The 14,124-nt window shown below is 57.8% G+C and carries 12 protein-coding genes; 8 read left to right on the forward strand and 4 right to left on the reverse strand.

The features are described 5' to 3' along the window. Positions 1–83 precede the first annotated feature (83 nt). Entirely contained in the window at positions 84–1,352 is a 1,269-nt protein-coding gene (locus tag FIV08_RS15115) for an MFS transporter (protein WP_152438943.1), read from the reverse strand. Between the two features lie 184 nt (positions 1,353–1,536). Here FIV08_RS15115 and FIV08_RS15120 point away from each other — a divergent pair, with 184 nt between their 5' ends. The 5 genes from FIV08_RS15120 to FIV08_RS15140 all read left to right on the forward strand — a co-directional run bounded on the left by FIV08_RS15120 (position 1,537) and on the right by FIV08_RS15140 (position 5,268). After that, the gene (locus FIV08_RS15120) at positions 1,537–3,393 is read left to right on the forward strand and encodes a histidine kinase (RefSeq protein WP_152438944.1); all 1,857 of its coding nucleotides are present in this window, start codon (positions 1,537–1,539) and stop codon (positions 3,391–3,393) included. A gap of 29 nt (positions 3,394–3,422) precedes the next feature. Further along, positions 3,423–4,082 (forward strand): two-component system response regulator NarL, encoded by a 660-nt coding sequence (narL, locus tag FIV08_RS15125; RefSeq protein ID WP_058092689.1) that lies wholly within the window; start codon positions 3,423–3,425, stop codon positions 4,080–4,082. A 69-nt stretch (positions 4,083–4,151) separates the two neighbouring features. Next, positions 4,152–4,652: a ubiquinone anaerobic biosynthesis accessory factor UbiT gene (ubiT, locus tag FIV08_RS15130; protein ID WP_152438945.1), complete on the forward strand. Its 501-nt coding sequence runs from the start codon at positions 4,152–4,154 to the stop codon at positions 4,650–4,652. A 71-nt stretch (positions 4,653–4,723) separates the two neighbouring features. Then, positions 4,724–4,969 (forward strand): type II toxin-antitoxin system CcdA family antitoxin, encoded by a 246-nt coding sequence (locus tag FIV08_RS15135; RefSeq protein WP_152438946.1) that lies wholly within the window; start codon positions 4,724–4,726, stop codon positions 4,967–4,969. Beyond that, a complete protein-coding gene (locus FIV08_RS15140) occupies positions 4,969–5,268 on the forward strand; it encodes a CcdB family protein (protein ID WP_058092676.1) in 300 nt (99 codons plus the stop codon). The genes FIV08_RS15135 and FIV08_RS15140 overlap by 1 nt, the downstream gene beginning before the upstream one ends. Before the next feature lie 58 nt (positions 5,269–5,326). Here FIV08_RS15140 and FIV08_RS15145 read toward each other — a convergent pair whose 3' ends face one another. Continuing rightward, positions 5,327–6,220 carry a U32 family peptidase gene (locus FIV08_RS15145; RefSeq protein WP_152438947.1) on the reverse strand — a complete coding sequence of 298 codons (894 nt, stop codon included), beginning with the start codon at positions 6,218–6,220 and terminating at the stop codon, positions 5,327–5,329. Between the two features lie 13 nt (positions 6,221–6,233). After that, positions 6,234–7,229 carry a ubiquinone anaerobic biosynthesis protein UbiU gene (gene ubiU, locus FIV08_RS15150; protein ID WP_138435244.1) on the reverse strand — a complete coding sequence of 332 codons (996 nt, stop codon included), beginning with the start codon at positions 7,227–7,229 and terminating at the stop codon, positions 6,234–6,236. 283 nt (positions 7,230–7,512) lie between these two features. Between ubiU and FIV08_RS15155 the strand changes: the two genes are divergently transcribed. Continuing rightward, positions 7,513–9,534, forward strand: coding sequence for a methyl-accepting chemotaxis protein (locus tag FIV08_RS15155; RefSeq protein ID WP_152438948.1), 2,022 nt, complete (start codon positions 7,513–7,515; stop codon positions 9,532–9,534). A 69-nt stretch (positions 9,535–9,603) separates the two neighbouring features. On the opposite strand, the gene hemN is transcribed toward FIV08_RS15155, so the two are convergent. Then, positions 9,604–11,013, reverse strand: a complete 1,410-nt coding sequence (gene hemN / locus FIV08_RS15160) for an oxygen-independent coproporphyrinogen III oxidase (protein WP_152438949.1) — start codon at positions 11,011–11,013, stop codon at positions 9,604–9,606. 183 nt (positions 11,014–11,196) lie between these two features. Between hemN and FIV08_RS15165 the strand changes: the two genes are divergently transcribed. Together FIV08_RS15165 and FIV08_RS15170 are read left to right on the forward strand one after the other, a co-directional pair. Further along, positions 11,197–12,729 (forward strand): cryptochrome/photolyase family protein, encoded by a 1,533-nt coding sequence (locus FIV08_RS15165; protein WP_152438950.1) that lies wholly within the window; start codon positions 11,197–11,199, stop codon positions 12,727–12,729. A gap of 95 nt (positions 12,730–12,824) precedes the next feature. Beyond that, positions 12,825–14,120: a transporter substrate-binding domain-containing protein gene (locus FIV08_RS15170; protein WP_216646153.1), complete on the forward strand. Its 1,296-nt coding sequence runs from the start codon at positions 12,825–12,827 to the stop codon at positions 14,118–14,120. Positions 14,121–14,124: the final 4 nt, after the last annotated feature.

Consider the following 14,124-nt stretch of genomic DNA (forward strand, 5'->3'; position numbering starts at 1 on the left):
AGACCATTGTGTGTGAGAAAAACCGCGAAATCTGCGTGGTTACTACCACATAACCGGGCTGTACCACCGAGGTGGTAGCAGAGCTATATCCCCGGGTGGAGAAGGGTTCTGCGCTCCTCACGACGGGTGTCGCGGGCAAACATCAGCAGGCTGCTGCTGAGCAACAGGAACAGAATCATGAACACTGCCGTGCGCACCCCCAGCCACTGGTTGACGGCACCAAACAGGACCGGCAGAACAAACGCAACGGAACAGGCGGAGACCAACAAGAAGCCTGCGAACAAGGCGGCCTCGGCACGATTGACCAGTATCACCATTCGTTGCAGGCTCCCCATGGCACTCCCCATGGCAACACCCAGCACCACGATCAAGACACCCTCAATCAGCAAAGGCAAGGCGAATTCCACGGTGATGATCTCATGTACTCCCCTGACAAATAAGGTCATGGGTGGGTAGGACAATACAGCCAGCGCCACCAGACACAGCACTAGGGAGCGCGTGGCAACCCTGGCGCTGCCAAACCGGTCAGCCAGGCCTCCACCCAGAATCTGGGCCAAGGCCCCGGGAATAACGAACCACTGGGCCTGGCGGGCGCCCGCGTCCAGGGACAAACCGAACTGTGCCGACAGAAAATCAGGCAACCAGAGCGCGAGCGCAAAAAAGCTGCCGGCAACCACACCAAAATAGGCCGTGAGCGGGAGAGAACGACCGCGCCGCAGTATTCGGACCACCTGCCCCACAGACCAGGGTCGGTCTGCGCCTGGTTCTTGGGATTCCGGATCGGTCAACATCACCAACAAGACAATCACCAACAGCAACACAATCAGGTAGGCCAGAGGCACTCCCTGCCAGGAGAACGCATCGTGAAACAGCGGTACCAGGTAATAGCTGAAGCCGGCACCGGTGACTCCCGCACCAAAAACGCCAAGCACCAGCCCCAACCGTTTCGGCTTACAGTGACTGACCACAAACTGCAGGCCGGCACTGTAGAACCCACCGGCCAGCCCCAGCCCGCCGGCAACCAGCAGGTAACCATAGAAACTATCGACTAGCAGGAGTAACCCCATACACATTGCCAACCCTGCCAGGCAGGCGAGCATCACGGCTCGGGCACCGAAACGCTGGGCGGCCAGCCCGGCCGGAATTGCCAATACGGCACTGACGGCCATGGGCGCAGCCAGCAATATGCCGAACTGCAGACTGCTCAGGGCAAGGTCGGCCCTGAGATGCACTCCCGCCACCGCAAACAGCGTCCAGCATCCGGCCGCAACAACAAAGCCTGTCACTGCCAGCGGCAGAATTACCACCAGCGATGCCAGCCTGTCATCATCCTGCTCCAGTCGGGTTTGCATCCAGTCACCTCGAAAAGCCAACCTTTAGTGTCGGCTTTTGCTCTCATAGGGGTCAAAGGCTATGATGGAGGATTAACCGTTGGGGTAATTGACTATCCTCAAGGAGGTATCGGAACCGAGGTTCCTCAGCCATAATCTGGCCTGAATATGCGCCTTTTCCAGACTCGCCAGGCAGAAAGTTTCCATGACATCCAGAAGTCCGCTAGTAAACCGACTCGCTGTGGTGATCGGCGCCATCGTGCTGACTGCTATCGTCAGCATGTCTACGACACTGGCGGTGTCCAACAGCATTGAGGGCAATGCCACGGCTATCAACCTGGCCGGAGCACTGCGGATGGGCGCCTTCCAGTTGATTGCCCGCTCCGCTACGGAAGATTTTGAAAACGGGCGGGCTACCGTATCTGCGCGCATCAATGATTACGAGGGGCGCCTCGAAGACACGGCCATTCTCCGCTCGGTTCCCGGCTCAGACGATCACCCTCTGGCCCGACAGTACCGTCAGATGCTGGCGGCATGGCAGGACGAACTCAAACCTGCCCTTCAGCAGCATGAAGTAGGCACGCCCATCACAACGGCTATGGTCCAGGCTGTGGAGGACTACATCCAGGAAGTTGACCGCCTGGTGACTATGCTGGAACAGCGCACAGAAGCACGTGTTGATCTGCTGCACCTGATTCAGATCATCAGCATGGTGTTCTCGGTGCTGATCGTGATCGCCCTGTTCTACGACCTGAAAAACCGGATCCTTCGCCCCCTGCGAAAACTCGTGGACATCGCCGGCGCTGTTGGTGAAAAAGACTTCTCCCGGAAAGCCGACCTGAAAGGTGCAGACGAGCTGGCACAACTGGGCCAGGCCTTCGACCAGATGACCAGCGAACTGGCCCTGACCTACTACGAACTGGAAGCCAAGGCCCGGCAGAAAACTGAAGAGTTGGAAGTCAGCCACCAGGCCCTGCAGGTCATGCATTCGGCCAGCAGAGACCTGTTTGCCAAGCATGATCTGTGTAATGGTGCCATTCCCATGCTGCAGGAACTGGAACTGCTGCTGGGCATTGGTCCCATCCGCCTGTTCTTGCACGACAAGGAGTCCGCAGAGCCTGTCGAGGCCATTACCACGGCCACGGACAAACGACCGTTCTACTGTCGCGACCATCACTGTAATGCCTGCCTGGTGACCCCCGAGGTCTACGATGAAATGCCATTGGAGAACAACGACGGTCGCCGTTTATTACTGCCCATCCGCACCCCCGGCCAGTTACTTGGCACCCTGGAAGTTTGGTACCCGGCTGCCAAAGGGTTGCCCGCCACCTCTCGCCGGCTGCTGGAGACCCTGACCGACCAGCTGGCAACCGCCATTTTCCTGGAACGGCAAATAACTGAGCAACAGCAACTGACCCTGGCCGAAGAACGCACGGTGATCGCCCGGGAGCTGCACGATTCACTGGCCCAGTCGTTGTCTTACCTCAAGATGCAGGTAACCCGGCTGCGCAGGCTCAATATCACGGGCGACCAGAAACCCGTTCACGATGACATTCTGGATGAGCTCAGTACCGGCCTGAACAGCGCCTACCGACAACTGCGTGAGCTACTGGCCACGTTCCGCCTGAAACTGGACACACCAGACCTGGCCACGGCCCTGCGCAAGACCATCGATGAGTTTTCCGAAAGGCTGGGCCACCCGGTGGACTTTGAATACAACCTGCCCCCACAGACCCTGTCGCCAAACGAGGAAATCCATACCCTGCAGATTATCCGCGAGGGGCTGGCAAATGCCGTCAAGCATGCCGACGCTACGGTCATCTCCGTTAAGGTGCTGTTCGAGTCTCCACAGGTTCGGGCGAGTATTCGCGACAACGGCAAGGGCCTGCCCGGCGGCGACCAGCCGGTTAACCATTACGGCCTTGTGATCATGCAGGACCGTGCCCGGACACTCGGGGGTAAGGTAAAGGTTGATAACCGGGACGAAGGCGGAGTGGAAGTGACATTAACATTCGTACCCAAAAGCCGTAACCTGATTCCTACCGAATCTTCACCGGCCTGACCCAAACACCAACATCAATGAGAGAGACCATGGCTGAGACACCCGCAAGCATACTGCTGATTGACGACCACCCCCTGCTGCGACAGGGCATCAAGCAGTTGATCGGCATGGAAGACGACATGGAAGTGATCGGCGAGGCAAGCAACGCCGCCGACGGCATCAAGCTGGCCCTGGAAACCGAGCCGGATTTGATCCTGATGGACCTGAACATGCCGGAGATGGACGGCATTGAAGCTCTCAAACACCTGCGGGACCAGAACATCAGTTCGCGTATTGTCATGTTTACCGTGTCTGACCAGGAAGACGACGTGGTTGCCGCCCTGCGTGCCGGCGCCGACGGCTACCTGCTGAAAGACATGGAGCCGGAAGATATGATCGCCCAGTTACACCAGGCGGCTGTTGGCAAAATGGTCATCAGTGACCGGCTAACGACGCTGCTGGCCCAGGCCCTGCGCTCCAACAAACCGCAGCAGTCATCCCGGCCGGACTTCGACAGCCTGACGCCGCGAGAAAAAGACATTTTGCGCCTGATCGCCGAGGGCCTCTCCAACAAGATGATCGGCCGCAAGCTGGACATCAGCGACGGCACGGTAAAAGTGCACGTAAAGCACTTGCTCAAGAAACTAAACCTGCGCTCGCGGGTTGAAGTGGCCGTTTGGGCCGTGGAAGAAGGTCTCCACAAGGGCTGAGTTAAATCAAGTCGCCGCTGGCGACCTTTTGATACTCTGGGCGGGTTGTCGTCCTGCCCGGAGTTGAACATGGCCTTTTCACTGCCTCCCATCGCGTCTTTGCACAGCCCATTACTGGAGCAATCAATCGCGGTTCTGAAAGAATACCTGCCTTCCCCGGCGCCACTGCTGGACACCATCGACCGCAACGTACCCGTCAGCTTCAAACAACTGGTTGCCGAAGCCCCGCTGAACCGCCTGTTTGCAGAAGCGCTGGCTGAGGGCGAGTTCGATGATTTTGAAGGCCGCACCATTCGGCTGGAGGTCAATGGAGGTCAACCAGGCATTACCATCGGTTTCTGGGCCGGCCGGCTTCGCGTTGTGGAAGGCCCAGGCGAAGCGACCATTCGGGGGTCCCTGGCAGCCTTCAAGACCCTGGCAGAGCGCCGGCAAGACCCGGACCAGCTGTTTTTCCAGCGGCGCCTGGTGATTGAGGGGGATACCGAGCTGGGGCTGGCTTTGAAGAATCTTCTGGATAGTCTGGAGTGGGATTTGTCACCGCGCCGCCTACTGTTTCTCGAATCAGTCTGAGTCAGCGGGCTATTGATGTGCAATTAACATGCGCATAAAATTGGCGCATCGATCTGTGCAAGGACTGAACCATGCAATCCGCCCAAGCTACCAAATCCATACGAAAGCCAACGAACCTGTCGCTAGATAGTGCCCTCCTAAAAGAGGCGAAAGCTCTGGGAATCAATGTTTCACGATCAGCAGAGGCAGGGATCGCGGAGGCTGTGAAGCTACATAAACAGCAGAAGTGGTTGAAAGAAAATGCCACAGCCCTCGCAAGCTCTAATACATACGTTGAAGCTAACGGCCTGCCTCTTGCACGGCACCGTCAGTTCTGATGGCCCGTTTCGATATCTTTGAAAACAAGGATGGAGCTGGCTATCTGCTGGATGTTCAGTCAGACCTTCTCAGTGGCTTGAACACCCGAGTTGTTGTGCCACTGCTGCCCAAATCTTCGGCGCCTTCCCCTGCCCAGAGGCTGAATCCTGTCTTTAACATTGAGGGCCAGGAGGTAGTCATGGCGACTCAGTATATGGCTGCTGTGCCTGAAGGCGAATTGCGTTTTGGCGCTGGCAGCCTTGCCGGGCAACAAGATGAAATTTCCGCGGCGTTGGACATGCTGTTTTTAGGGTTTTGAGACAGGAACTTCATGTTTTCAGTGGTTACAGGCCGTCATCAGGCCACACCGGCACACATCACGAAACAACCAAATCCATCCCCGGCCTGCCATACCAATACCCGTTGCACGGCGGCGCTTCCACCAGCTGCAGCGGATCAGTGGCTGGCACTTCCCCCCGGCGTACCTGGTCAAAGCGTTTGACTACCTCATCCATGCCCTGATGCTCCGGGCTCAAGCGCACGGTGCTCACGCCCATTCGTTCCATATCCGGCAACTCCCGCATCAGGTCATAGCGGGAGCCAGACAGGGTGGAGATGCCGTTCAGGCGGAACAACTCCTGACTTTCCCGGGATCGGAGCTCCATGCCATCCGGATGCTCCAAACATCGGAACTCGCAGTTGTCCTTGGGCAGGTTGTAATGGCGGGCAGTGAAGCAACGGGACGACCAGGCCAGCGGCAGGAAGCCCCAGGAGAATACCTCGGCGGGCAGATCCAGGCCTTCGGCCTTCAACTCCCTGATCAGCTGTTCCAGGGTTTCCTTCCCAAGCTCCACCGGCAGGTTCCAGCCCTGCAACCCCTGCCTGGCCAGGATTTTCAGGGTGGCGGTGTTGTAGATGTTCATGGACGGGCCGGTCACAAACGGAATCTTGTTGCGGATGGCCACCTGCAGGGCGCTCTGGTCGTTGGCTTCCACCAGGAAATCATCCTGTTCGCAGAACCGGCGCAGGCGGCGCAGGTCGGCTTCGGATTCAATCAGCGTGAGGGTGGAAAGCACCACGTTCTTGCCGCAGGCTTTCAGGTCCTGGGCCAGGTCAAGCCAGTCATCCGGTTTCAGTTCCCGGCGACGGGAACAGACCACCTCGCCAAGATAAATCGTATCTACCGGCCATTCAGCGGCCTTGGCGTAGAAGTCGAACACGGACTGCTTGGACCAGAACCACAGAATCGGGCCAAGGGATAGTTTCATCATGATCAGCTGAACCTTATTTCCACTTGCGGTGATAAGCGCCAATGGTGGTCAGGCCACCCTCGGACAGCCCGGCCAGCGTCTGATTCCACTGGCTCTCTACGGAAAACACGCCCGGTGTTGCCTCCAGCCGATCCAGCGCCTGGCGCCAGGTGCGGGCCACGTCGGCAATGTAGGCAGGGCTGCGTTGGCGCCCTTCGATCTTCACCGCGCTGATGCCCAGCTCTTTGAGCTCAGGCAGCAGGTCCAGGGTATTGAGGCTGACCGGCTCTTCAATGGCGTGATAGACACTGCCCTCCACTTCAAAGCGGCCCTTACACAGGGTTGGGTAACCGGCCGACTCGCCCTGGCCATAACGGTCGATCAAGACATCGTTCAGGCGGGATTCGAGACCTTGCGGGGTTTCCTGCCAGCGCACGGCTTTGGCGGGCGAGCAGGCGCCTCGTGTGTTGGGAGACTCATCGGTGAGATAGGAAGACAGGTAACAACGGCCCTCCGCCATGATGCACAGACTGCCGAAGGCGAACACTTCCAGCTCCACCGGGCTGTGTTTGGCAACGCCCCTCACCTGATCAATGGACAGTACACGGGGCAGAACCGCCCGGCGGATATCGAAGTTGTCTTTATAGAACGAGAGGGCTTCGTGGCTGGTGGCAGAGCCCTGTACCGACAAATGGCGAGGGGTGTCCGGATATTTGCTGGCGGCGTACTCCAGCAGGCCCATATCGGCCAGGATGATGGCGTCCACACCCAGATTCGCGGCGCGGTCCACCGCACCCTTCCATTGTTCCCAGCCATCAGGCTGCGGATAGGTATTGATGGCACAGAATACCCGGCTGCCCTTGGAGTGGGCGTATTCAATGCCCTCCCCTGCGCGTTTTTCGTTGAAGTTCAGGCCAGCAAACTGGCGGGCATTGGTGCTGTCGCGAAAGCCGAAGTACACCGCATCGGCGCCGTTATCGATGGCGGTTTTCAGTGCGGGAAGGCTACCGGCGGGGCAGACAAGTTCCATGGTTTTCTCCGCTGAAAGACGTGCCGGCACCATACCCGCCATGCCACTAAGGCACCTTGACCTTTGTCAGCGGAGCGGGCGATAACCGCCTTCTACCCCAAAAGCAGTACTCTACGCAGTTGCCCGTACAGGACCATTTTTTCTAACCAGGCCATACAGATAGCATTACTTTACAGGCACTTACAAAGCCCAACCTACCCCATCAGCTACCCCGATTCGTGAATACCCTCGGCTGCTACACTTGCCCACAATGGACGAATTAATTTAGTGAAGGGGATCTTCCATGTCATTCCTTAATAACCTCTCCATGCGGGGCAAGCTCATTACCCTGGTGCTACCCGCATTGCTGGTCATTGTGTTCTTTGCCGCTTTCAGCATCAGCCGTAATGCTGACGATCTAAGCAACATGCGACAACTTCAGGCCATGGTGAATCTGGCAGAACTGGGTGACCCCCTGATTGAATCCCTGCAGAAGGAACGTGGGCGATCCGCTGTTCTGCTTTCCAGTGCTGCCGGAAGCAATGGCGAACAACAGGCTCGGAGGGAACTCAATGCCCAGCGGCAAGAGACCGACCGGAGCCTGCGAGACTACCGCCTGGGCGTTCAGCAACTGGCGTCGGATTCCGAGTTTGATGGAGCCATCAATGCCAGTATTGACCAGTTTGAGCAGCAGCTTGCCGCCCTTGGCCGGCTGCGCCAGAGTCTGGACAACCGCAGCATCAGCGGTGCTGAATCCGCCAGCACCTATACCCGGATGATCATGGAAGTGCTGAACCGGGTTCCGCTGCTGGTTCGCCGGTCAACCGACCCTGACCTTACCCGGCAGATCAATGGCTACTTCGCTCTGGCTGAAGCAGCCGAGATGGCCGGGCGGGAGCGTGCCAACGGTGCGGCTCTGGTCCGTTCCGGTGACTTTGACCTGCCCACGCTCGGGCGAATCACCGGCATGAGCGGGCAACAGGATGCTTATCTGAATTCGGCCATCAGCATGTTGCCGGCGAACTCCGGCATTCGGGCCGATATTGCCCGGCTGCCAGAACTGCCAGCCAGCCGTGAGTTTCAGAACCAGCGCGAAACTCTGTTGAGCAGTCCTTCCGGCATGTATGCTCTGGATGCCAGCGAGTGGTTCAGCACCGCCACCAAGCGCATCGAAGCCATGAACGGCATCCGGAGCCAGATGCTGGCAGAGGTAGAGAGTTCCTCTGTTGAGGCCGTTACCGATGCCCGAACCGCCTTGATCGGAGCATCCGTGATTGCCGCCGGTGCCATCGCGCTTGTGATCATTCTGATGATGGTGATTATCCACGCCATTCATAATCAGGTGTCTGCCCTGTTGAACGGTGTGCGCTACGCCATGGACAACAAGGATCTGACCCAGCATATCCCGGTGTCCAGCCAGGACGAAACCGGCACTATTGCCAAGGCCGTCAACGAACTGTTCGGCCGGTTCAGCGATGCCCTGATGCAGATCGATAAGGCCAGCGTGCAACTGGCCACGGCCACCGAAGAAACCAGCTCCACCGCGGGCCAGAATTCCAGCCAGATCAAGAATCAGCAACAGCAGATTGAGCAGGTGGCGGCGGCCACCGAAGAAATGTCCGCCACCTCGGAGGAAATCTCCCAGAACACCCAACAGGTTGCAGACGCTTCCAACAGCGCCATGGAGAAGAGCCGGACCGGTGAGCAGGTTCTGCACTCAAGCGTTAAGCAAATCCGCACCCTGGCGCAATCGGTTCAGGAAGTGAATCAGGTGATCGAAGAGCTGGAGGAACGCAGCGGCACCATCAGTGAAGTGGTGGATGTCATCCGTAAAGTAGCCGACCAGACCAACCTGCTGGCTCTGAATGCTGCCATCGAGGCGGCACGGGCTGGCGAGCATGGCCGCGGCTTTGCGGTAGTAGCCGATGAGGTACGGACCCTGGCACAACAAACTCATGAATCGACCACCCAGATTGAAGACATTATTAACGGCTTCAAGAACATTACCGACAGCGCCAGCCGATCCATTGTTGCCAGCCACAAGCTTGCCAACCAGACCAGCGAACAGGCCTCTGAAATGGAGAAAACCTTCGCTGACATCCTTACCGATGTGAACAGCATCTCCGACATGGCCACCCAGATTGCCACTGCGTCGGAACAGCAGGTTGCTGTAACACGGGAGCTGGCCAGCAGCATGGAGTCGGTCAGCGAAGCGGCCATTCTGACCCTGACCGGATCACAGGAGATCAATCAGGTGACCCAGGAGCAGGCCAGGCTTGCCCGAAAACTGCAGGATCTGGCCAACGAGTTCAAAGTGGCCAGTTAAGTCTCCAGTTAAAACCAACAAGGGCTGCCATTTGGCAGCCCTTGTTGGTTCTGTTTACAGCAAACCCGGTCAGATAATCCGGGAGAACCGCTGGCTGGCGCCTTCCTTGCGGTAAAGGTCAAAGATCTGGCAAATCGCCCGGATCAGCAAGCGGCCTGCCGGCTGCACCTGCAGCACGCCACCATCATCACCAATCAGTTCGTCCTGAATCATCGGCTTCAGGCGATTCAGTTCATCCGCGAAGTACCGATCAAAGTCTTCGCTCCATTTATCTGCAAACAGTTTGCGATCCAGGCGGAACTGGCAGATCAATTGTCCGATCACCCACCGGCGAATCCGGTCATCCCGGCTCAAACCAACGCCACGAACGATCGCCAGTTGCCCCGCATCAATGGAGGCTTCCCAGGACGGCAAGTCATGGTTGTTCTGGAAATAGGCGTCGTCAGTCTGGCCGATGGCAGACACCCCCAGAGACACCAGATCGCAATCCGAATGGGTGGTGTAGCCCTGGAAGTTCCGATGCAACCGGCCTTCGCGCTGGGCCACGGCCAGGCTGTCGTCCGGCTTGGCAAAGTGGTCCATGCCGATATATTCGTAACCGGCTTCCAGCAGGCGGTTGATGGTGTTGTGCAGAATGGTCAGCTTCTGCTGCGGGCTTGGCAGAGTGTCGGCCTGAATCCGGGTTTGCGGGTAGAAGCGGTCCGGCAGGTGCGCGTAGCTGAACACGGAGAGCCTGTCCGGGGACATCTCGATCACCGATTCCAGGGTTTGTGCAAAGCTTTCCGGGGTCTGGTACGGCAGGCCGTAGATCAGATCCAGGTTAATGGAGCGGAAGCCAATGCGACGGGCTTCGCTCAAAACCGCCTCGGTCATGTCCCTGGGCTGAATACGGTTAACCGCCTTTTGCACTTCCGGGTTTACATCCTGAACGCCAAGGCTGATGCGATTAAAACCCAACTCCCACAGGGTCGACAGGGTATTCTGGTCCACTTCCCGGGGGTCAATCTCGACGCTGTAATCCCGCTCATCGCCAGACTGCAGGTTAAACAGTTCAGCGTAACCGGCCATCAGGTGCTGCATCACATCCCTGGGCAGGAACGTCGGCGTGCCGCCGCCCCAATGCAACTGTTGCACCGGGCGATCAGCCCCGAACAGTTTTGACTGGATAGCGGCTTCTTTCAGCACACGCTCCACGTAAGGCATGGCCTTGTCGCGCTTTTTGGTGATCACCTTGTTGCAGGCACAGTAGTAGCAAAGGTGCGCGCAGAACGGCAGGTGCGTGTACAAAGAGATAGGGCCACCAGACGCCTTGCTGCGGCCGGCCGCTTTCACCATGTCTTCTATGCCGTACTTCTGGGTGAACTCGACCGCCGTGGGGTAAGACGTATAGCGGGGACCACTGAGGTCATAGCGGCGAATCAGTGCCTCATCCCAGATGAAGGCGGGCAGGTTGTTTTCTGCAGCGTTGTTGGAAGCCATAGTTAAAACTCTGTCGTCAGAAAAGATCGGCAAGCCGGAAAGCATCCATTATGCCCTATCGGCCCCGAGCATCAGTTGATGCGTATCATCTGGAGTCTATCAGCATAGCCACTGAACCACCCTTGCGCCCATGGCGTATTCAGCCTACCCCTTTGGGATAATGCCAACACCGGAGCCGATGCCATGGCCAACCTGATTCTGATTCTCGGCGACCAGCTGAGCCACCAGCTTTCTGCACTCGAAGGCGCAGATAAAGACAACGATCGGGTGGTGATGGCGGAAGTCCATGACGAGGCCAGCTACACCAATCACCACAAGAAAAAGCTGATATACATTTTCAGCGTCATGCGCCACTTCGCCCGGGAACTGGAACAACAAGGTTGGCACGTGCATTACCAGCGCTACCATCCGGATAACCCGGAGAAATCCCTGGAAGCGGTTGTTTCAAAACTCGCAGCAGAGCACAGGCCCGAGAAACTGATCACCACCGAGTGCGGTGAATGGCGGCTGCACTCGCAGATCAGCCAGTGGCACGAACACCTGGGTATTCCAGTGGAGATTCGGCCAGACACCCGCTTTGTGTGCCGCAAACAGGAGTTCGCCGACTGGGCCAAGGGTCGCAAACAACTGCGCATGGAATTTTTTTATCGGGAAATGCGCAAAAAAACCGGTCTGCTGATGACACCCGAAGGCAAACCGGAGGGCGGCCAGTGGAATTTCGATTCCGACAATCGCAAGAAATGGTCCGGCAAGCCGCCAGCACCGGCGCCGTTTCGCATAGAGCCCGATTCAATAACTCGTGAAGTGGCCCAACTGGTGGAGGAACACTTTCCCGACCACTTCGGCACCACGGAAGACTTCCACTTTGCCGTTACTGCAGACCAGGCCCAGGCAGCACTGAAACACTTTATCGACTTCGCCCTGCCCTGTTTCGGTGACTATCAGGATGCGCTATCCGACCACGAAGACTGGTTGTTCCACTCCATCCTGTCGCCCTACCTCAACACCGGGCTGCTGGGCCCGACCGACGCTTGTCAGGCGGTGGTTCAAGCCTGGTATGCCGGCCGGGCGCCGCTGAACGCGGTAGAGGGGTTTATCCGCCAGATCATCGGGTGGCGCGAGTTTGTGCGCGGCATCTACTGGTTGCTGATGCCGGGTTACGCCAAAGAGAACCGACTGAACAACCAGCGCAGCCTGCCCTGGTTTTACTGGACCGGCGAAACCAAAATGCGCTGTATGCACAAGGCCATTGATGCCACCGCCCGAAACGCCTATGCCCATCACATCCAGCGCCTGATGGTGACCGGCAACTTCGCCCTGCTGGCCGGCATACACCCGGAGGAGATCTGTGACTGGTACCTGGCGGTCTACATCGACGCCTTCGACTGGGTGGAACTGCCCAATACCCTGGGCATGGTGATGCACGCCGATGGCGGCTATCTGGGCTCCAAACCCTACGCCGCCAGCGGCAAATACATCCAGCGGATGTCGGACCACTGCCAGAACTGCCATTACCGGGTGCAGGATGCCACTGGAGAGAAAGCCTGCCCGTTTAATGCACTTTACTGGCATTTTATCGACCGCCATCGGGATGACTTTGCCAACAATCCGCGAATGGCCATGATGTATCGGAACTGGGATAAACAGCCAGATGAGCGACGCAGTGCCATTCTACGCCGCGGGGAGTGGCTGCTGGCCAATCTGGAGCATCTGTAACCTGACTCAGCTTAACGGCTAAGGGATAATCGGCCGATTGGCTGCTATGCTGTAACATCAGTAAATTGTCAGCAACAAGGACGCTGGAGAGCGGCATGTCTATCAGGCCCCTGACAACAGCACTTTTTCTCGCCTTGATCCCCCTGGGCGTTTTTGCTGATCATGAAACCTTCAGCCTGTATACCTTTGATTCCCCACCCTATCAGCAGGCAAGCGCCTCACCCGGGGGCCAGGAAGTTACCGGCGAAACCGTCGATACCGTCCGATGCGCTATGGTGCATGCCGGCGCCCAGGTGCATGTTCGCTTGATGCCCCAGAATCGCGCCCGCTTTGCTCTCCAACGCCATCTGGTTGACGGCTACTTCGCCGTGGACCCATCACAGGAGCTGGATGAAGCAGCCGTGATCAGTCACCCGGTGGCGCTGGAAAAATGGTACTGGTTTTACCTTGGCACACGCCCTGACCCAGCAACCGCAAAAATAGGCGTTGTCAGCGGCAGCAACGAAGAGGTCTGGCTTAAACAAAATGGCTTTGAGCCCTTTGTCACTGTGAGCTCCACAGAACAGCTGCCCGCCTTGCTTAAACGCCAACGGATTGACATAGCACTGATGGACCAGCGGGTGATGGAGATTCTACAAACCGAAACTCCGGCACTCGGCCAAACCTTGAGCCGGGAGTTCCTCCGCTACGCGCCGCTGCATTTGTATCTGAACCCCAGATTCGTCAGTCAGCATCCGGGATTTCTGGCCCGCTTCAACCAGCAGCTGCCAGAGTGCATGGACCAGCACACACTCTTATCTGACGACGAGTATCAACACATCGCTGTGCAAGCGCGCAGGTTGATCGCCTCGCTCGGTCAGCGTATTAACCTGGCCCAGGCCATTCACCAGGGACCGAGGTTTGACACCTTCACGGAAATTCTGACTCAAGACACCCTCTGGCAGGCGCTGGCACCGGAGCAGGAAACGCCCTTGGCCTCCGAGATTCAGGCTTTGCCCGCCTCACAGGCATTGAAGCAGTGGAAAGTTGAGCAAGACGGGCTGGTCACGGAACTTCTGTTAACGGACAACCGAGGCGCTCTGGTTGCCATGAGCCAGCTGTCCTCCGATTACTGGCAAGGCGACGAACCGAAGTATCAGGAAATAGCTGAAGAAACGGAACATGGCGTGAAGCGGAAATCCGATTTGTGGATATCACCCATTCGCTACGATGCGTCTACCCGCCAGTTCCAGATTACGGTCAGCGTACCCATTCCTCTGCGGGAACCGAACAATGGCCTCGAGGGCATTCTGGCCATCGGCCTCGCCATCGAGAAAGCCCTGCACAACTACGAACGGCTGGCGCGGGCTCGCTCTGAGCAGGTCCCCATGGAGTTACCGGTAACCGAGTAACACC

It is taken from the genome of Marinobacter sp. THAF197a (genome assembly GCF_009363275.1).
GTDB lineage: Bacteria > Pseudomonadota > Gammaproteobacteria > Pseudomonadales > Oleiphilaceae > Marinobacter.